The 19695-nt window shown below is 46.1% G+C and carries 19 protein-coding genes; 11 read left to right on the top strand and 8 right to left on the bottom strand.

Features of this window, described 5'->3' with window-relative positions; all coding sequences use genetic code 11:
• Positions 1 to 22 precede the first annotated feature (22 nt).
• Positions 23 to 2212, top strand: coding sequence for an alpha-galactosidase (locus V7M78_RS07900; protein WP_333648184.1), 2190 nt, complete (start codon positions 23 to 25; stop codon positions 2210 to 2212).
• A gap of 159 nt (positions 2213 to 2371) precedes the next feature.
• Here the strand turns inward: V7M78_RS07900 and V7M78_RS07905 are convergent, their stop codons facing one another.
• Positions 2372 to 3697 (bottom strand): alpha-glucosidase/alpha-galactosidase, encoded by a 1326-nt coding sequence (locus tag V7M78_RS07905; protein ID WP_333648186.1) that lies wholly within the window; start codon positions 3695 to 3697, stop codon positions 2372 to 2374.
• Positions 3698 to 3813: 116 nt separating this feature from the next.
• On the opposite strand from V7M78_RS07905, the gene V7M78_RS07910 reads away from it, so the two are divergent.
• Together V7M78_RS07910 and V7M78_RS07915 are read left to right on the top strand one after the other, a co-directional pair.
• The gene (locus V7M78_RS07910; RefSeq protein WP_333648189.1) at positions 3814 to 4614 is read left to right on the top strand and encodes an AraC family transcriptional regulator; all 801 of its coding nucleotides are present in this window, start codon (positions 3814 to 3816) and stop codon (positions 4612 to 4614) included.
• A 96-nt stretch (positions 4615 to 4710) separates the two neighbouring features.
• Positions 4711 to 5598, top strand: coding sequence for an alpha/beta hydrolase (locus V7M78_RS07915; RefSeq protein WP_333648191.1), 888 nt, complete (start codon positions 4711 to 4713; stop codon positions 5596 to 5598).
• Positions 5599 to 5666: 68 nt separating this feature from the next.
• Here V7M78_RS07915 and V7M78_RS07920 read toward each other — a convergent pair whose 3' ends face one another.
• A complete protein-coding gene (locus V7M78_RS07920; protein WP_333648193.1) occupies positions 5667 to 6386 on the bottom strand; it encodes an adaptor protein MecA in 720 nt (239 codons plus the stop codon).
• A gap of 547 nt (positions 6387 to 6933) precedes the next feature.
• Here V7M78_RS07920 and V7M78_RS07925 point away from each other — a divergent pair.
• From V7M78_RS07925 to V7M78_RS07945, 5 genes are all read left to right on the top strand, one after another.
• Positions 6934 to 7299, top strand: a complete 366-nt coding sequence (locus V7M78_RS07925) for a VOC family protein (RefSeq protein ID WP_333648195.1) — start codon at positions 6934 to 6936, stop codon at positions 7297 to 7299.
• A 20-nt stretch (positions 7300 to 7319) separates the two neighbouring features.
• On the top strand, positions 7320 to 8366 hold the full coding sequence (gene hydE, locus V7M78_RS07930; protein WP_333648197.1) for a [FeFe] hydrogenase H-cluster radical SAM maturase HydE: 1047 nt from the start codon (positions 7320 to 7322) through the stop codon (positions 8364 to 8366).
• Between the two features lie 37 nt (positions 8367 to 8403).
• Complete coding sequence (locus V7M78_RS07935) at positions 8404 to 9561, top strand: GGDEF domain-containing protein (RefSeq protein ID WP_333648199.1); 1158 nt, start codon at positions 8404 to 8406, stop codon at positions 9559 to 9561.
• A gap of 113 nt (positions 9562 to 9674) precedes the next feature.
• A complete protein-coding gene (locus V7M78_RS07940; protein ID WP_333648201.1) occupies positions 9675 to 10724 on the top strand; it encodes a DNA adenine methylase in 1050 nt (349 codons plus the stop codon).
• Positions 10715 to 11563 (top strand): DNA adenine methylase, encoded by an 849-nt coding sequence (locus V7M78_RS07945; protein ID WP_333648203.1) that lies wholly within the window; start codon positions 10715 to 10717, stop codon positions 11561 to 11563. The genes V7M78_RS07940 and V7M78_RS07945 overlap by 10 nt, the downstream gene beginning before the upstream one ends.
• A 65-nt stretch (positions 11564 to 11628) precedes the next feature.
• Here the strand turns inward: V7M78_RS07945 and V7M78_RS07950 are convergent, their stop codons facing one another.
• Genes V7M78_RS07950 through V7M78_RS07975 form a run of 6 tightly spaced genes read right to left on the bottom strand, consistent with a single transcriptional unit; the run spans position 11629 to position 16316 of the window.
• Entirely contained in the window at positions 11629 to 11958 is a 330-nt protein-coding gene (locus tag V7M78_RS07950) for a DUF1622 domain-containing protein (RefSeq protein ID WP_333648205.1), read from the bottom strand.
• Positions 11959 to 11982: 24 nt separating this feature from the next.
• Complete coding sequence (locus V7M78_RS07955) at positions 11983 to 13080, bottom strand: ABC transporter substrate-binding protein (RefSeq protein ID WP_333648207.1); 1098 nt, start codon at positions 13078 to 13080, stop codon at positions 11983 to 11985.
• Positions 13081 to 13095: 15 nt separating this feature from the next.
• Complete coding sequence (locus tag V7M78_RS07960) at positions 13096 to 13884, bottom strand: ABC transporter permease (RefSeq protein ID WP_333648209.1); 789 nt, start codon at positions 13882 to 13884, stop codon at positions 13096 to 13098.
• Positions 13884 to 14696, bottom strand: coding sequence for an ABC transporter permease (locus V7M78_RS07965; RefSeq protein WP_333648211.1), 813 nt, complete (start codon positions 14694 to 14696; stop codon positions 13884 to 13886). The genes V7M78_RS07960 and V7M78_RS07965 overlap by 1 nt, the downstream gene beginning before the upstream one ends.
• The gene (gene potA, locus V7M78_RS07970; RefSeq protein ID WP_333648213.1) at positions 14689 to 15765 is read right to left on the bottom strand and encodes a spermidine/putrescine ABC transporter ATP-binding protein; all 1077 of its coding nucleotides are present in this window, start codon (positions 15763 to 15765) and stop codon (positions 14689 to 14691) included. Before potA ends, V7M78_RS07965 begins: the two co-directional genes overlap by 8 nt.
• Before the next feature lie 17 nt (positions 15766 to 15782).
• Positions 15783 to 16316, bottom strand: coding sequence for a helix-turn-helix domain-containing protein (locus V7M78_RS07975; protein ID WP_333648215.1), 534 nt, complete (start codon positions 16314 to 16316; stop codon positions 15783 to 15785).
• Between the two features lie 313 nt (positions 16317 to 16629).
• Between V7M78_RS07975 and V7M78_RS07980 the strand changes: the two genes are divergently transcribed.
• Genes V7M78_RS07980 through rpiB form a run of 3 tightly spaced genes read left to right on the top strand, consistent with a single transcriptional unit; the run spans position 16630 to position 19279 of the window.
• Positions 16630 to 17685 carry a lactonase family protein gene (locus V7M78_RS07980; protein ID WP_333648436.1) on the top strand — a complete coding sequence of 352 codons (1056 nt, stop codon included), beginning with the start codon at positions 16630 to 16632 and terminating at the stop codon, positions 17683 to 17685.
• Positions 17686 to 17699: 14 nt separating this feature from the next.
• Positions 17700 to 18836, top strand: a complete 1137-nt coding sequence (aroC, locus tag V7M78_RS07985) for a chorismate synthase (RefSeq protein ID WP_333648217.1) — start codon at positions 17700 to 17702, stop codon at positions 18834 to 18836.
• Entirely contained in the window at positions 18836 to 19279 is a 444-nt protein-coding gene (gene rpiB / locus V7M78_RS07990) for a ribose 5-phosphate isomerase B (protein ID WP_333648438.1), read from the top strand. The genes aroC and rpiB overlap by 1 nt, the downstream gene beginning before the upstream one ends.
• Positions 19280 to 19695: the final 416 nt, after the last annotated feature.

Here is a 19695-nt window from a genome sequence, read left to right on the forward strand (position 1 = left end):
TTTACAACTTGGAGGACTTTTTATGTCGATTCAATACAACCAAGAGCAGAAGATATACGCTCTTCACACCAGAAACTCAACCTACCAGCTTCAGGTGGGAAAATTCGGGCATTTGCTTCATCTTTACTATGGAAGCAGGCTGACTGATCCTACAGAATATCTTTTGACTTACCAGGACAGAGGTTTTTCCGGAAATCCCTATGAGGCGGACCGGGACAGAACGTATTCCCTGGACTGCCTTCCCCAGGAATACCCCACAGACGGAACCGGGGATTACCGGACCTGCTGCATGACTGTGAAAAATGGGGATGGCACCTATAGCTGTGACCTGCGCTTTAAGGGGCATAAGATCAGAAAAGGAAAGTATGGAATCCCCGGACTTCCTGCGGTTTACGCAGGGGAAGAGGAGGGGGATACCCTGGAAATCTATCTGGAGGATGAGGCTAATAAGCTGGAAGTGACCCTGTATTACGGTGTTTTGGAGGAGAGGGATGTGATTACCCGCTGCGCAAGGGTCTCCAACGGCGGGAATGAGGCAATTACTGTGGAACGGGCTCTGTCAGCCTGTCTGGACTTTCTTTACGGAGATTATGATTTACACAGCTTCTTCGGACGGCATGAGATGGAGAGAAATCTACAAAGGCGGCCCCTGCACCACGGAATCCAGTCCTTTGGAAGCAAGAGAGGGACCTCCAGCCATCAGTATAATCCATTTCTGATCCTTTCAGACCGGAAGACCACAGAGGATTTTGGAGAATGCTATGGAATGTGTCTGGTATACAGCGGGGGCTTTAAGGCAGAAGCAGAGCTGGACCAGTATGGTCAGACCAGACTGGTGATGGGCCTGCAGGATGATCTGTTTTCCTATGAGCTGGGGCCGGGGGAGGAGTTCTATACACCGGAAGCTGTTATGAGCTTCTCAGAAAAAGGTCTTTCCAGGCTGTCCCACAATTATCATGACACGTTCCGCAGCCATTTGTGCAGGGGAAAATATAAAAATGCTCCAAGGCCCATTCTCATCAACAACTGGGAGGCGACTTATTTTAACTTTACCGGAGAGAAGATTTATGAAATTGCCAGACAGGCTTCTGAGCTGGGAGCAGAAATGTTTGTTCTCGATGACGGCTGGTTCGGAAAACGGAACAGTGACTTGGAAGGGCTGGGAGACTGGACGGTCAATGAGAAGAAGCTGGGCGAACCTCTTTCCGGGCTGGTAAAGAAAATCAACGGCCTTGGAATGAAATTTGGGATCTGGATGGAGCCGGAAATGGTAAATGAGGAAAGTGACCTTTACAGGGAACATCCCGGCTGGGCCCTGGCTATTCCGGGACGGAAACCGGTGCGGGCCCGTTATCAGCTTGTTCTGGATCTTTCAAGGAAAGAAGTTGCTGACCATATCTTTGATAAAATCTGCCAGGTGCTGGACAGCGCCAACATTGAATATTTAAAATGGGATTTCAACCGGAGTATCAGTGACGTATACTCGGCTTCCTCCGGGGCTTCCGGCCAGGGGGCTGTTCTGTACCGCTACATGCTGGGACTTTATGATGTTTTGGAACGGCTATTTCAGAGGTATCCGGATTTGCTTATAGAGGGCTGCAGCGGCGGGGGCGGAAGGTTCGATGCCGGTATGCTGTATTATACCCCTCAGATATGGTGCAGTGACAACACCGATGCTATAGACAGAATCCGTATTCAGGAGGGCACATCCTATGCCTATCCCATATCAGCCGTAGGTTCTCACGTATCCGCTTCCCCCAATCACCAGACAGGGAGAGAGACCTCCATAGAGACCAGAGGTGTGGTATCCATGGCCGGAAACTTCGGTTATGAGCTGGATCTTGGCAGGATCACAGAAGAAGAGAAGGAGGCGGTGAAAAGTCAGATAGCAGATTTCCGCAAACACTGGAATGTCATTCATAACGGAGATTATTACCGCCTGACCAGTTCTTTGGAGGATTTGGAGACGGCAGCCTGGGAGTTTGTATCAAAGGATCAGTCAGAGGCTTTGGTTCATGTAGTTAGCCTTCATGCCCATGGGAATGAGCCCTCCAGATATATCCGGCTTAAGGGCCTGGAGGAAGAGGGAAAGTATCTGCTGGAAGGGACGGGAAAGGCTTACAGGGGCAAAACTTTAATGAAGGCCGGACTTCCCCTGCCTTTGGATTTAGGGCAGTATCAGTCTTGGCAGATCTCGTTGAAAAGACTTTAGACGGGTATGCCGGAAGGCGAAAGGTCTTGCCGGTGAAAATGGTTTGAAATGAATAAGAAAATACCTGCCTGAGGTGATGTGACCTCCCATAAGTTGGATTTTTAGGCCTAACTTATGGGGATCGCATCAGGGGAAGGCAGGTGTTTTTATTTCTCAATTTCAGGAACGGTACATCTTCATATAATCTCCATGAGCCTCCACCAATTCATCAACCATGCTCCGGATATCCTTAATGTTGAGTTCTGCAGCAGTATGTGGATCCATCATGGCTGCTTGGTAAATTTTGTTGATATCTCTGTCACGGGCCGCTTCTATGGTGAGAAGCTGAGGATTGATATTAGTCACGTTCATGGCCGCTAATTGAGTGGGAATCCGTCCCACATGGCAGGGAGTGATTCCGCTTCCGTCCACCAGACAGGGAACCTCCACGCAGGCCTCGGCAGGAAGGTTGTCAATCAGTCCGTGATTCATTACATTTGCGCCGATTTTATAAGGCTTGTTGGTGATAATGGCCTCCATGATATAAGAAGCGTATTCGTGGGAACGGGTATGGGTGATCTTTCCATCGTTTAAAATGGAGTTTTTTTCCTCTTCCCATTCATTGATCTGCCTGATACAGCGGCGCGGATATTCGTCTAAGGGAATTTGGAATTCTTCGATCATTTCCGGATATCTGGATTTTATGAAAAATGGGTTATATTCCGCATTGTGTTCGCTGGATTCCGTACAATAATATCCCAAATGTTTTATGTATTCAAAGCGGACCATATCCTTGTGTTTTTCCCTTTGGTTTTTCTCAAGGGCTTTCTGGCGGATGATGGGGTAAAGGTCATTTCCATCTTTGTCATAAAGGTTTAAAAGCCAGGCCATGTGATTGATTCCTGCAATCAGCTCAGTTCTGCCCTCCAGCTTATCCTCCATATCAAGCCCCTTCAGTAACTTTTCGGAGCATACCTGCACGCTGTGGCATAGTCCCACTGTTTTAATGCTGGAGTAGCGCTGCATATATCCGGTCAGTATGGACATTGGATTGGTATAATTGAGGAAATAAGTATCCGGGCATACCTCTTCCATATCCCTTGCAAATTCTTCCATAACAGGGATGGTACGGAGTCCTCTCATAATCCCTCCGATTCCAAGGGTATCTGCAATGGTCTGTCTTAAGCCGTATTTTTTCGGTATTTCAAAATCTGTAATGGTGCAGGGATCGTAGCCTCCCACCTGAATGGCATTTACCACAAAGGAAGCTCCCTTTAATGCCGCCTTCCGGTTTTCCGCTCCTAAAAAGGTCTTAATGGCCGCCCGGCCCTCATTCACATTTTTGTTGATTGCACTTAAAATGATTTCTGAATCCTTAAGACGGCCTTCATCAATGTCATAAAGGGCGATCTCCGCGTCCTGAAGGGCCGGGGTGCACATGCAGTCTCCCAGAACATTTCTGGCAAATATGGTGCTTCCTGCCCCTAAAAAAGTGATCTTTACCATGATATTTCCTCCTTGTTTCTGTTGTACCGCTGATGAGAATATTGTATAATTATCAGATAAAAAAAGATAGGGAAATTGTTTCATAAAATTGTCATTTTGTTGCATGGAGGGTGAAAATGAACCAGGGAAGCGGGGGCATAACCATATATAACTGCGGTCATGAGCAGTGTGCGGCCGGACACTTTTTCGGACCGGCTATCCGGAAACACTATCTGATGCATGTGGTGTTTAAGGGAAAGGGGATTTACCGGGCCGGAGGAGAGGAGTATGCGCTGGGGGCTGGAGAGGCATTCTTAATTAAGCCTCAGGAGGTCACTTATTACAGGGCCGATGGGCAAGACCCGTGGGAATATGCCTGGGTGGCATTTGCAGGCAGTGAGGCAGAGAGGCTTCTTTCGGAATACCGGCAGGAAGAAAAGGGCTATGTGTACCGGTTCGGAAAAGAAGAGGGCTGGCAGCCGCCCATGTCCCTTTTGGTGCAGTCCTTTCAGAATGGAAGGCACAACATGGACGAAATGACCGGATATTTCTATCTCCTGTTTTCCAAGTTTCCAAGGGACTGGAGGGAAATGGACTACGAACAGCGCTATTTGTCAGGGGCGGAAGGGTATATTCACCACAATTACAGCTACCCCATACAGATTCATGACGTAGCCAGGCATGTGGGAATTGACCGGACCTACCTTTATAAACTGTTTGTGAAATACAAAGGAATATCCCCCAAGCATTACCTGACCGCTTACCGGATCACAGAGTCAAAGAGGCTGCTGGAACATACAGGGCTTACGATCACGGAAATCGGCCTATCCTGCGGCTTTCACGATGCCTCGGTGTTCTGTAAAAGCTTTCTGCTGTCAGAAGGAGAATCCCCCCTCCAATACCGGAAGAGGATAAAGGAGAAAAGGGGGAAGCAGTAAAAAATGGTTGAGCAAGCCCATTGAGTGTGATATGCTGGTAACCTGAAAGAAATGTGCTGGAAAAGAAGGAATTCGGGGAAAGGAGAGATGACCTTCATGAGTTTAAAATCAGAGATGACCAGGATTTTTGCAGCTATGGGTAAAAGGGAGAAAGAAATGGCCCTTGCTCTGGAGCAGCCGTCCAGAGGGAGCCGGGAATTGGATCAGGACCAGTTTTCAAAGAAGGTGCGGGTAAAGTCCTGGAACGTGGATGGCTTTCAGGGAGTGACCATAAATGGAAGCTACGTGAAAAATAACCACATTCTCATGGTTCCCGGAGGCGCCTACACCCTGGAGCCGTCAAAGCGTTACAGGGAGCTGGGAGAGCATTTTGCCATAAAAGAACAGGTGAGAGTGTCCATACTCCAATGCCCTTTAGCACCGGAATACACAGCCTTAGCCGCCCATCAATATTTGACCAATGCATACCTCTGTCTGAGGGAAGAGTATCCTGAGGATAAATTTTTCCTGTTGGGAGATTCTTCCGGAGGCGGTCTGGCCCTTGCATTTTTGCAGGAATTAAGGAATAAGGGCCTGCCCATGCCTGAGCGAACTGCCGTCATTTCGCCATGGCTTGACCTGGGCCTTGACAATCCTAAAATAAAAATAGCAAAGAAGTCAGATCCCATCCTTCCGGTGGAGGCATTAAAGGAGGCGGGAATCCGCTACCGGGGCGCCTTAGAGCCGGATGATCCCCTGGTTTCCCCCCTTTACGGAGACTGGAACCATCTGGGGCAGATTCTGGTGCTGTCCGGAACAGAGGAGATTCTGACTCCTGACTGTGAGCTTCTGGCTGAAAAGGCCAAAGCATTAAAAGAAACGAAAATCCTTTATAAAAAAGGTGCAAAGATGATCCATAACTGGATATTAATTCCCTGTAAGGAAACTGATGCCACTCTGGAACTGGTTGCCATGTTTTTTCTGGAGGAAGCTTTGGGATTTTAAGGTTCCCGGGAATACAAAAAATGAGGTTCGCCCTGTAAAAAGGGCTGAACCTCATTTTGATGTTTTATTTAAAGCTTTGCCAAAGACTGGAGGGCATGATCCTTGATCAGCACCTCGTAATGTTCCATAAAATACGCTTCAGAGGCGTAATCCTGATGAACCTTAGATCCGTACTCTGCAAGCAGGTTACAGACGCGGCTGAAGTTCTGGGATTTTTCAGGAGTATTGCGGACCACCAGATAATACTGTCTGGAGTCGGGTTTTTTGTATAATGTATTTTCTCCATCGTAAACCTGTCCGATGGTCCTTGCAGCGTCAGAGATCTGATCCAGATTCTGAAAGCAGTAGATTCTTATTGCTGAGGAGCCTGACGGTTCCTTCGGCTGTTTTTCTTCCGATTCTTCCTTTTTATCGATTCCCAGCAGGCTCAGCAGCCCGTCGGCACCTTCTAAAAGCTCGCTGGCTAAATCACTTGATATAGAGTCTAAGTCTCCCTCAGAAGACGGTGAAAACTTTGCAAACCTGGTATCTAATTCTTCCGGGTCTTCAATTTTTGTGATGACCAGCATCACGCTTTCGTTAGACAAGGGAATTGCTTCTACCATGAGAGGAATATCTTCTGCTTCAAACCCTACCTCATTGGAGGCTTTCTGGATCATTTCGCGGAACAGGCTGCGTGCTTTTTCACTGCCATAAGCAAGTTCGCCTAAGTTGAGGTTCCGGAGGCTTAGATCAAAGCTGGTAAGCGTACAGCGGATCTGGTTTTCGTTGATACGTTCTATCTTCATAGGATCACTTCCTGTTCTTTAAAAATGATGAATAAATATTTACATACTTCCTCAACATAACTATACTATATAATATAGCAAAAAGGCAATTACTATGTGAAAAAGTTTATATAAATTTAAGGTTTGAATGTAAAAATAGGGAAGTCTCGGTAAATGCCGGACTTCCTTATTTTTGGCTGTAAAATAGTAAAAAAAGAGCACCGAAGAATTTGGGGAAAACGGTGCCCTTAAGAAGAGTTTAATTAAGTATACAATATAATAAAAGTTATGTAAAGTAAAATAAGTAATTTTTTACTGAATAATTGGATTGTCTATAAGCCTTTATCAGAAATGATTGATTTTTACAGCGAAATTCTATACTATACAACTAAATAAGAAGAAAGAATGAATACATATGGAGGCTGAAAGGCATTTTTTCATGAAGATTACCAGTGAATGATCTGCGTTTGGCGATTGCTGGTTTACAAAAAGAGGAGTATAATATATGATTACAATTAATCAATGAAACCGCAAATAAATACAATTGATATTTTAGGAGGATGCCTCTATGAAATTTTGCTGGAGTACGTTAAACGTCACAGATTTAGATCAATCAATAAAATTTTACGAAGAAATCGCAGGTCTTTCCCTGATCAATCGGTTTCCCGCCGGGCCTGGGACTGAAATTGCATTCTTGGGCGCGGGTGAAACCCAGATTGAGCTCATATGCGACGGAAATAAAAAGAAAATAAATGTCGGAGAAGATATCAGCTGGGGGTTTGAAGTGGTATCTCTTGAAGAGACTCTTTCTCTGGTAAAAGAAAAGGGAATCGATGTGATCGGAGAACCGGTCCAGCCAAATCCTAACGTGAGGTTTTTCTTTATAAAAGACCCTGACGGCATGAGGATTCAGTTAGTTGAAAACCTTGGATAATGGAGGGTGATGGAGAATATATGAAAAACCTGATTGATAAGCTGTACCAGAATCAGACCCTGGAAAAGGACGAGTTTATTTACCTGCTGGAACATTACGATAAGGAAACAAGTGAATACCTGTTTTCCCTGTCCAGGTCCTTAAGCGGAAAGTACTTTGGAAATGAGGTCTACACCAGAGGTTTGATCGAATTTACCAATTACTGTAAAAATGACTGCTATTACTGCGGAATCAGAAGAAGTAACAAAAATGTGGACCGCTACCGGTTAACCAAGGAAGAGATTCTTTCCTGCTGCGAAACAGGACATGAGCTGGGCTTCCGGACTTTCGTGCTTCAGGGAGGAGAGGACGGTGCATTTACAGATGAAGCAGTGGTGGATATTGTAAAAAGCATAAGAGAAGGATATCCCGACTGCGCCATCACCCTTTCTTTTGGAGAAAAGACTTATGACCAGTATCTGAAATATTACGAAGCAGGGGCGAACCGCTATCTGCTCCGTCATGAGACGGCTGACGATGCCCACTACAGGGCTCTTCACCCGGATTCCTTATCCCTGGAAAACAGAAAAGAATGTCTGAGGAACTTAAAAAAGATCGGATATCAGGTGGGCACCGGATTTATGGTGGGATCTCCTTATCAGACGACAGAATGTCTTGCAGAAGATCTTCTGTTTATTAAGGAACTGTCCCCTCAGATGGTGGGCATAGGGCCTTTTATCCCCCATAAGGACACGCCTTTTGGGGATTTCCCGGCAGGCAGCATGGACCTTACCCTTTTTCTTATCGGCATTTTAAGGCTTATGATTCCCAATGGACTTTTACCATCTACCACAGCCCTGGGAACCATTGATCCCAAAGGCAGGGAGGCGGGAATTCTGGCGGGAGCCAACGTCCTGATGCCGAACTTATCTCCTATTGGAGTCAGGAAAAAGTATGAGCTGTATGATAATAAGATCTGCACAGGAGAAGAGGCGGCGGAGTGCAATGTCTGTTTAAGGAACAGGGTTGCTTCCGTAGGCTATCGCATCGTGGAAAAACGGGGAGATTTTATCGGATTCGAAGAATGATACAAATGATACCATTACGATGAGGAAAAAATGAAGTATGTTAACGGCATTTAAAGGAACGGAAAAAAAGGGGAATCCGGTTGACAGCCATGCAGCCGATATCCAGGAAGAATACAGGAAAATTGACAGGGACTGGCTTTTGCTTCATTACAAAATAGCAATTGGGCTGGTAGTGGCTGCTCTGGTTGCAGAGTGCGCCATGAGCCTGATATTTGTTCACTCCGAATTGCTTAACACCACCTTAGACCGGTATATTTTAAAATATATCATTGTACCAAGTACCTTGAATTTCCTGTGCATTGCGGTTGACACGGCGGTGATGAGATCCAAGACCTTATCACAGAATTTTAAGATTTATACCGTATCCTTATCCCTGGTAACCGTCTGCTTCATCCTGTTTTCTGTTCACAGTGCGTTTACATCAACCTATTATATATTTACCATGGCGATCCTGCTGACGACTATTTATTCCAATTACCGGGTGACCAGTACTACGGCCCTGATGTGTGTGGCAGCCATTATTTTTTCGGAGCTGTTTGTAACATGGGACCCTGATAAGATCAGTATTTTTAAAAGTGCCCACAGGCTGGGAGACTTTATCATTTCACTGATCATTCTGCTGGCTATTTCCACAGCCAGCATGGTGGTAATCCGGTATGAAAAGAAGAAAAATGAAGCCAGCATACAGATGGAACTGGAAAAGTACGAATTGAGACAGAGGCTGAAGATCGATGAACTGACCGGCATTTTTAACCGGAAGGCCCTTCATGAAGCGTTAAAGGACATTGAGGAAGACAAAGGCAGCAGGTACATACTGGCTATTACAGACCTGGATAAGTTTAAAGACATCAACGATAAGATGGGACACCAAATGGGGGACCTCTGCTTAAAAAGCTTTGCAGGACTTTTAAAGGAGCATTCCAAATCTTATATTCCCTACCGGTATGGAGGAGATGAGTTCTGCCTTCTGTTTTGCAATGTCAGGCTGGAGGAGGCCATTGCTGTTTGTGAAAGGCTCAGCAAGGAGCTTTTAAACCTTCGTTTAGAGGAGGGAACATCCATAGAAATGACAGCCAGCTTTGGCCTGGCTTTTTACAACGGCAGCATTGATCCGGTACGCCTTTTCACCCATGCCGATCAGGCCCTGTATGAAGCAAAGGAAAGCCGCAATGCCATACGGGTGTATCAGAATTAATCCTTTCCTTGTGTTTTTTCCGCTTTTCCATTATAATCATATGAGGCATAATTTTGAAGTTCGGTGAGCCAGGGGCCATCGAACTTCCTTAGATAAATGGGAGCAAGAAAACAATGAGATTTATTGGAAGCAAGACATTGCTGCTGGACCAGATTAAATATGTAGTGGATGAAAAGGCGCCGAACGCCAAGAGCTTTTGTGATATATTTTCCGGAACCGCTGCGGTAGCCAGATATTTTAAACAGTGGTATCAGGTCTATTCCAATGACCTGCTGTATTTTTCCTATGTGCTGCAAAGGGCCACAGTTGAAAATGACAGTGTGCCGGAATTTGCCCGCTTGGAGGAGGAAACCGGAATTCAGGACCCTATCGATTATTTTAACGGCAGGGAAAAGAAGGAATTGGAAGAGCTGCCAAAGGAACGCCGTTTTTTTCAGAATACCTATGCTCCCGCCGGGGGCCGCATGTACTTGAATGATGACAATGCCCTGCGGATTGACTTTGCCAGATGCACGGTGGAGGACTGGAAAAAGGCCGAACTGTTAAATGAGGATGAGTATTACTACTTAACTGCCTGTATTGTGGAGGGGATTCCATTTGTGTCCAACACCTCGGGCACCTACGGGGCCTTTCATAAAAAGTGGGAGAGGCGAAGCTATAAGCGGTATGAGCTGTTCCGCTTGGCTGTACCCCATAACGGAAAGCAAAACCAGTGTTTCAATGAAAACGGAACAGAGCTTTTAAAGCGGATTCAGGGAGATGTTCTCTACATAGATCCCCCCTACAATGCCCGCCAGTACCTTTCCAATTACCACGTCCTTGAAACAGCCGCCCGGTACGATTACCCGGAGGTGAAGGGTGTGACAGGCCAAAGGCCGGTTGAGGGGCAGAAATCGGATTTCTGCATGAAGCACAGGGCTGTTCCTGCATTTGAGGAATTGCTTGAAAATGCCCGGTTTCAGCACATCATCTTAAGCTACAGCACTGACGGACTGATGTCTCTGGAGGAGATTGAGTCGGCCATGAAAAAATACGGAAAGCCGGAAACCTTTCATATCTATGAAATCCCTTACCGCAGGTACAAGAGCCGGAAGGTAAAGGAAACAGAGCGGTTAAAGGAGCTGCTGTTTTATATAGAAAAGCAGGTGCCGCCATGTACATAAAAAGTCCCTTAAACTACACCGGGGGAAAGTACAAGCTTCTGGAACCCATTTTCAAGGCATTTCCTGAAAATATCCGAACCTTTGTGGATGTTTTTGCCGGTGGCTTTAATGTGGGAATCAATGTGGAAGCGGAGAAAGTTATCTGCAATGACCAGATCACTTATCTCATTGAGATGCTTCAGATGTTCCGGCAGTCAGATATGGAAAAGCTTCTGGACCGGATTAAGGGTTTGATCAAACAATATGAGCTGACCCAGCAAAACAAAGAAGGCTATTATGCACTCCGGTCCCATTATAACCGGACCAAGGACTTAACGGAGCTGTTTGTGCTGGCCTGCTATGCCTTTAATCATCAGATACGCTTTAATAACAGCCATGAGTTTAATTCTCCATTCGGGAGAAACAGAAGCTCTTTTAATGGAAATATTGAAAAAAACTTAACGGAATTCTGCCGCGCTCTTCATGAGAAAAACATTGAATTTGCAAATGAAGACTTCACTATGCTGGACCTTACGGGTCTTGGGCCGGAGGATCTGGTTTACTGTGACCCCCCTTATCTGATTTCTACTGGGAATTATAATGATGGAAACAGGGGCTTTAAGGACTGGAAGGAGAGGGAAGAGCAGCAGCTTTTAGAACTGCTGGATCGGCTTGATGTCCGTGGAATCCGGTTTGCCTTATCCAATGTGCTGTACCACAAGGGCCTGTCCAATGAGCTTTTAATCGAATGGAGCAAGGGATATCAGGTTCATTATATTGATAAGACTTATTCTAACTGCAATTACCAGTTTAAGGAGCGGGATGCCGTTACGGTTGAAGTTCTCATAACTAATTACTAATACTTAATAAAAAGAATAAAAAAAGGGAATGCCTTGAAACTTACAAGGCATTCCCTTTTTTGTTCTTACTTTACGTCCATTGATTCCTTCTCAATCCTGATTTCCCAATGAATCAGGAAGGTAAGGGCGGCTCTTAAGATGATGATGGCTGCCACCACTGCCACCTCCGATAATTCCCGTACCACAACAGTACGGAGAATCTCGCTTCCCAGCTTAAATTCCAGTCCCAGGGCCATACCCTGAGCCAGATTTAAGCGGATATCCATATTGTGTCTGATACTGTCACGGATTCCCCGAAAACCCGTAATGATGATTGCAATTACCCCCATAAATTCGAAGAATAAAATGGCTATGTCCACCACTTGCCTCAAAAGTATTTCCAAACTTTCAGCCATAGCTGTAATCCTCCCCTTTTCCTTTTAGTTAGATTTTACCTCTTTCCATGCCTCGTTGTAAAGCGAGTCCACATCATTTCCAAGATATTGGAATACTTCACTGTTCTTTAACTTATCAGCATCCGGGAAAACAGCTTTGTTATTCTGGGTTTCCGGGTCTAACAGGTCAAAGGCGCCCTTGTTGGGGGTGGCATAGGTGATGTATTCAAAGTTTTTCTTGGCGATATCAGCGCGGCAGAGGAAGTTAATCCATTTTTCCGCATTTTCTTTATTAGGAGCGTTGGCAGGGATTACCCAGGAATCCAGCCAAAGGTTGGTTCCTTCTTCCGGAATCACATATTCCAGGGAGTAATCAAGGCCCAGCTCCTCCACTTCATTCTGGATGTAAAGCATTTCTCCGGAGTAGATCACGCCTACAGCAGCTTCGCCGCCGATCATCTTGTCACGGACCTGATCAATGACGTAGGCCTGAACAAGAGGCTTCTGGCCGATCAATAGCTCCTTGGCCTCGTTGATTTCAGCTTCATTGGTGGTGTTCATGGAATATCCCAGGGACTTTAAAGCCACCATAAAGGCATCCCGGACGCTGTCCTGCATCAGGATATTATCTTTGAACTTCTCGTTCCACAGGTCAGACCATTTGGTAGGAACGTCTTCAGGAGCCACCAGGCTGGTGTTATAAAGAATTCCTACGGTTCCCCAGGCATAAGGCACAGAATATTTGTTTTCCGGGTCAATGCTTTTCGCCATTTCCAAATACCGGGGGTCTATTTCCTTTAAGTTAGGCACATTGTCAAAGTTGATTTCTGCCAGAAGATTGTTTTCGATCATTTTCTGGATCATATAGTCGGAAGGACATACGGCATCGTACTTCACGCCGCCCGCCTCGATGACAGGATACATTTCTTCGTTGGTTTCAAACATATCATAAACAACTTTAATTCCTGTTTCCTTTTCAAACTCCTCAATGACGGTTTCGTCAATATACTCTCCCCAGTTGTAAACATAAACCTCGCCTGCGGCTCCCGCCTTTGCAGACTGCTTTCCGCATCCAGTGGCGGCAGATGCCAGCAGGGCAGCCAAGGAAACTGCGGTCATAACCTTAAATAGTCTTTTTTTCATATGGTTGTTCTCCTGTTATTTTTTTCTTTTCGGTGCAAAGTTGGTGAGCAGAAGCAGCACTAAAACTGCAAGGAAGATAATGGTTGACAGGGCATACATAGATGGCCTGATTCCCCGCCTTACTTCGCTGTAAATCAAGGTGGAAAGGGTGTTGATACCCGCTCCCTTTGTAAAATGGGTGATGATAAAATCGTCAAGGGACATGGTAAAAGCCAGTAAAAATCCGGAAAGCACACCCGGAAGGATATCCGGGAAAATGACCTTAAAGAAGGCGTAAACCGGAGTGGCTCCCAAGTCCATGGCGGCCTCATAAGTGCTCTTATCCGTCTGTTTCAACTTCGGCATAACACTTAGAATCACATATGGAATATTAAAAGTAATATGTGAAATCAAAATAGTCTGAAAGCCCAGGGAAATCCCAAAGGCGATAAATGCCAGCATCAAAGAGATTCCTGTTACAATATCCGCATTGAGCATAGGAATGTTGGTGATTCCCATGAGCAGGGAGCGGGGCCCCCGGTTCATGCTGTTGATGGCAATGGCCGCCGCCGTACCGATAATGGCCGCAATGAGTGAGGACAAAAATGCGATCAGCAGGGTATTGTAAAGGGCCGTCATAATGGTACTGCTGGCGAATAAGTCCTGATACCAGCGAAGGGTAAAGCCGCCCCACTGGGTACGGGATTTGGAGCTGTTAAAGGACAGCACCATCATGGTTGCGATGGGTGCATATAAAAACACCAGAATGATCACCAGGTAAAAATCCTGGATCAAGCGTTTGATTAAAGCAGTTTTTCTTTTCATCAGAATGCTGTTCCCTCCCCGTTTTTGTCATATTTGGCGATGAGGGCCATGCTGATCAGAATAAATATCATTAGGACCAGAGAAAGGCCGGAGCCTAAATTCCAGTTGCTTCCCCGGGTGAATTCCTGCTCAATGACATTTCCGATAAGGAGGATTTTGCTTCCTCCTAAGATGTTTGAGATAACAAAGGTGGTGAGGGCAGGTACAAATACCATGGTAATGCCGCTTACGACTCCCGGAATGCTTAAAGGCATCAGGATGCGCAGCAGAACCTGAAAGGAGTTGGCACCTAAATCCCTGGCCGCATTGATGACGCTGTCGTCAATTTTGGAAAGGACATTGTAAATAGGAAGAACCATGAACGGCAGGAAGTTGTAAACCATACCAAGGATAATGGCCCCGGGTGTGTTGATCAGGCTCTGGGTCGGCAGATGAAGGGAAGATAAGATCCCGTTGATGACTCCGTTTTTTTCAAGAAGAGTCTGCCATGCCAGGGTGCGCAGAAGAAAATTCATCCACATAGGGAGGATGAAGATAAAAACAATAAAGCTTCCCTGTCCCATGCCTCTGGAACGAAGAACAAGAGCCAGCGGATAGGCCAGAATCAGGCAGAGAAGAGTACTGATAAAGGAAAGGCCCAGGGAGAGCCACAAAGCCTTTGCGTGTTCTGCCGATCCGATGGATATGACATTGGCTAAGGTAAAGGCCCCGGATCTGTCGGTAAGGCCGTAAAATACGATTAATGCCAGAGGGATGAGGATAAAACCGATCATCCACATGAGATAAGGACCTGATAATAATTTCTTACTCATTGATTCCCACGGCCTCCTCATCCTCTGAAGCCGGCTTGTTCATAATCTGGATATCAAAGGGATCCACATGGATTCCCACCTTCTGTCCCACTGGGAACATGTCCGTGCTGTGTACCAGCCATTCAAAACCGTCGGGAGAGGTCACTTCCATCTCATAATGAACGCCCTTGAAAATCAGGTGGGTGACAGTACCGGTTAAGGAGCCCTGTTCCGGTTCCACCAGATCAATGTCCTCAGGCCTTATGACCACATCCACGGGAGCGTTAGTTCCAAAGCCCTTGTCCACGCAGGCAAATTTGGCATGGAAGATTTCTACCAGCTCATCCCGCAGCATGATTCCCGGCACAATGTTGCTTTCGCCGATGAAGTCGGCCACAAAAGCATTTTCCGGCTCATTGTAGATGTTTTCCGGGGTTCCCATCTGCTGGATGTAGCCCTGGTTCATGACTACAATGGTGTCGGACATGGTAAGAGCCTCTTCCTGGTCATGAGTGACGTAGATAAAGGTAATGCCCAGCTCGTTTTTCAGACGGATCAGCTCATACTGCATATCCTGTCTCAGCTTTAAGTCAAGAGCGCCCAAAGGCTCGTCCAAAAGAAGGACCCTTGGCTCATTTACGATGGCCCTTGCAATGGCAATACGCTGCTGCTGTCCGCCGCTTAAAGAGCTTACAGTGCGGTTTTCAAAGCCGTCTAAATTAACCAGCTTTAAGGCATATTTAATCTTGTCCTGAATGTAGGACCTGGATTTATTTTTAATTTTCAAGCCAAAGGCAATGTTTTCCGAAATGGACATGTGGGTAAAGAGCGCATATTTCTGGAAAACTGTGTTTAACTGGCGCTTGTTGGGAGGCAGGCTTGTGATATCCTGTCCGTCAAAGATCACCTGACCTTTGTCCGGGCGTTCAAAGCCGCCGATGATGCGCAGGGTTGTGGTCTTTCCGCAGCCGCTGGGTCCCAGCAATGTGACAAATGTATTCTCCTTTACGGAGAGGTTTAAATCGTCCAGCACCATAGTGCCGTCGAAGTCTTTCGTGATATTCTGTAAATGAATGAGTGGCTGCCCCATAACCTCTTATCCTCCTGTTAAAAGCTTGGCGGAGAGCTGACCCAGATCAGGGCAGCGCCGGCCTTGCTGCTTAAGTAATGTTTTTTGTCTGGTATAAAGTAAAAGGATTCCCCTTTTTTGGCTTTATATGTTTTATTTCCTATATGAATGGAAATACTTCCCTGCAGGACATACCCGAATTCCTCGCCCTCATGGGGATTGTCAGGATAGGTCTGCCCCCCTGCCTCCAGCGTGAGAAGGATGGGCTCCATCATGTTTTTCTGCGCATTGGGAATGATCCATTTGATCTCATTTTTCAGCTCTGCATCGTATTTTTCAAAATAATCAGCTTTGCCGAATACGATCTGCTCCTCCCTGCTTTCGTGAAAGAACTCTCCTGTGGAGGTCCCCAAACATTGAAGGATGTCCATAAGAGTCGCAATGGAGGGGGAGGTTAAATTTCGTTCCAGCTGGGATATGAACCCCTTGGACAATTCTGCCCGGTCCGCCAGCTCTTCCTGAGTGAGGCCCTTTAACACCCTCAGCTCCTTTAATTTTCCACCTATATCCATAAGTTCCTCCTTTGTAAAGCGCCCATAAAGCACCAGACCGGACTAACGGTAAAATTAATTAAAAAGTTTAGTATTAATAAACATGCAGCATGATTCATTATACTGTTTTTTCATTGTATGTCAATAGTTTTTATGTAGGTTTTACGTGAAAAATGTAAAAAATATTGACGGGAAAATGGATACAGCTTATACTTATGGAAATGAGCGCCTTGGGTTCCAAGGTTTGCTGTGTAACTGTTAACTGTATAGATAATTTTCTATACCATTAAAAGGAAATGAGTCTGGTAAGCTTATTTCTGCGAGGGAATGTATGATGAAGGGAAAATATATGGCTTATGTAGGTTCCTACTCCTACAGCGGGCAGGCCAAAGGGATTACGGTATATGATGTTGACGTGGAAAAGGGACGTTTTACCCAACGGTGTGAGGTGGAGGTTGACAATGCTTCTTATATCACATCCTCCAGCGACGGAAGGACCCTTTATTCCATTACAGATACCGGGGTAATATCCTTCCGAATTCATGAAAACGGATCGATTACAAGACTTAATTCTGCCAATATAAAGGGAATGAGAGGCTGTCACTTATCCATTGACAGCTCTGAAAAATACATATTTGTATCCGGCTATCACGACGGAAAGTGCACGGTGCTCCGGTTAAATAAGGACGGCTCTGTGGGCGAGATCGTAACATCAGTATTTCACAAGGGCCTGGGCAGTGTGGCAGAGAGAAACTTCCGGCCCCATGTAAGCTGCTCCAGAAGAACTCCTGATGGAAAATACATCATGGTGGCAGACGTAGGGATTGACCAGGTGAAGATTTACCGCTTTGATGAAAAAATGGAGGAAATGATTTTAGTGGATTCCCTCAGATGCGAAAGAGAATCTGCGCCAAAGTGCTTCCGGTTCAGTTCAGACGGAAAGTTTTTCTATTTGCTTTATGAATTAAAGAATGTGATAGACGTATTCACTTATGAGACGGGAGACCGCCAGCCAAAGATAGAGAAAATACAGACCATTTCCACCACAGGGCCTAAGCGCAGCCAGCTCACTGCAGCCAGTTCCATGCGCATGTCCCCTGATGAAACGCATTTATTCTGCGGCAACGCGGGAGATGATTCTGTTTCGGTTTATAAAAGGGATCAGGATACGGGACTTTTGGAGCCCTTATGCTGTCTTCCAATCAGCGGCAGCTATCCAAAAGACGTTTCTCCGTTCCCGGATGGCAGGCATATCGCTTCCGTCAACCATGAGTCAGGCAGCATCACCTTTTTTACGGTGGACTATGAAAAAGGCCTTCTCATCATGAACGGCACAGAGCTGAGGGTCAATGAGCCCAATAGCTGCACCATTGTGAAAGTCAGAAATTAAAAGGAGAACGATACATGGCAGGATCAACACTGGGGACAATATGGAAGGTAACAACCTGGGGGGAATCACACGGAAAAGGGATCGGCGTTGTTGTGGATGGATGTCCGGCAGGGCTTAAGCTGGAGGAAGGGGATATCCAGGAATACCTTGACAGAAGAAAACCGGGACAAAGCAGGTTTACCACCAAGCGCCAGGAGGGTGACAAGGTGGAGATACTGTCAGGTGTCTTTGAGGGGCAGACAACAGGAGCTCCCATTTCCATGGTCGTGTGGAACCAGGACCAGAGATCTAAGGATTACAGCAATATTATGAATGTCTACCGCCCGGGCCATGCGGATTTTGGCTTTGATGCAAAGTACGGAATCCGGGATTACCGGGGAGGCGGACGTTCTTCAGGAAGGGAAACCATTGGCAGGGTGGCGGCAGGAGCTATTGCCGCCTGCTTCTTAAAAAGCCTTGGAATCACGGTTACGGCATATACCAAGTCCATCGGACCCTATGATATGAATCCGGAACGCTTTAATATAAAGGAACGGGATCAGAACAGTTTTTACATGCCCGATAATGAAACCGCAGCCCTTGCAGCCCAGTACGTGGAAGAGATGATGTCAAAGACCGACTCTGTGGGAGGCGTGGTGGAGTGCGTCATCGACGGAGTTCCGGCAGGAATCGGCGAGCCGGTATTTGATAAGTACGACGCGGCTCTTGCCAAGGCGGTCATGTCCATCGGCGCTGTAAAAGGCTTTGAAATCGGAGACGGCTTCCAGGCTTCCCGGGCCTTGGGCTCTGAAAACAATGACAGTTTTTCCGGAAAAGACGAAAAGGGAGCCCAGAAGAGGACCAACCATGCAGGAGGAATCCTGGGAGGAATCAGCGACGGCACCCAGGTGGTATTCCGGGCTGCCTTTAAGCCTACGGCTTCCATTGCCCAGTCCCAGAAGACCATAAACCGCCAGGGTGAGGAACTGGAGATTCAGGTCAAAGGACGTCATGACCCTGTTATTGTTCCTAGGGCAGTGGTGGTGGTAGAATCCATGGCAGCTCTTACGACTGCGGATCTGCTTCTGTCCAATATGGCTTCCAGGCTGGATAGAATCCAGTCCTTTTACGGCTGCCAGCCGTTTACATTTGAAAACGAGGAGAATGAATGATGAAAATTGCAATGGGAAATGACCATACGGCCATTGAGATGAAAAACGAAATCAAGGCATTTGTAGAAGAGATGGGGTATGAAGTCATTGACTTTGGAACCAATGCCACAGAAAGCTGCGACTATCCCAGATACGGAGAAGAAGTAGGACGGGCTGTTGTGGATGGAAAGGCAGATTTAGGAATCGCCATCTGCGGAACCGGCGTGGGTATTTCTCTGGCCTGCAACAAGGTTAGGGGAGTCCGGGCCTGCGTCTGCAGTGAGCCTTATACAGCCAAGCTTTCCAGAATGCACAACGATTCCAATGTGCTCTGCTTCGGAGCCAGGGTTATCGGCGTAGAAATGGCGAAGATGATCACTGAGGAATGGCTGAAAGCCAGCTATGAAGGCGGAAGACACCAGCGCCGTGTGGATATGCTGGCAGAAATTGAAAACAGGTGTTGAAAAACAATCAAGGAGCCGCTGTCAGTAGATAAATTATCTACTGACAGCGGCTCTTTTTGTGCTTAAAGATAGAAAGACGGACTTCGAAGGACCCACAATTAATTATGTGACTAGATTATACTGAACTTGACTCAACTAAAGCTGCGCTCTCAGTATTCCAGTGTGGCTGCAAATTCAAGGTGACGGTGTATGAATATGAAGAATGTAGTAGCCTTATAAGGAAAAAAGCTCCAGTGCAAAGAAAAACAAACGATTAAAATAAATTTGTGAAAAATCCTTGATAATACTGAATTATATGCAAATGGCATTTTTTAATATGTGATTTATTACCTGGTTAGAAATACTTACGTAACAATGATGACGATATGAAAGTAGTTTCCTGTTGCTTTCAATAATTGGTTGACTATATAATGGGT

Source organism: Lacrimispora sp. (assembly GCF_036758025.1).
In the GTDB taxonomy this organism is placed as follows: domain Bacteria; phylum Bacillota; class Clostridia; order Lachnospirales; family Lachnospiraceae; genus Lacrimispora.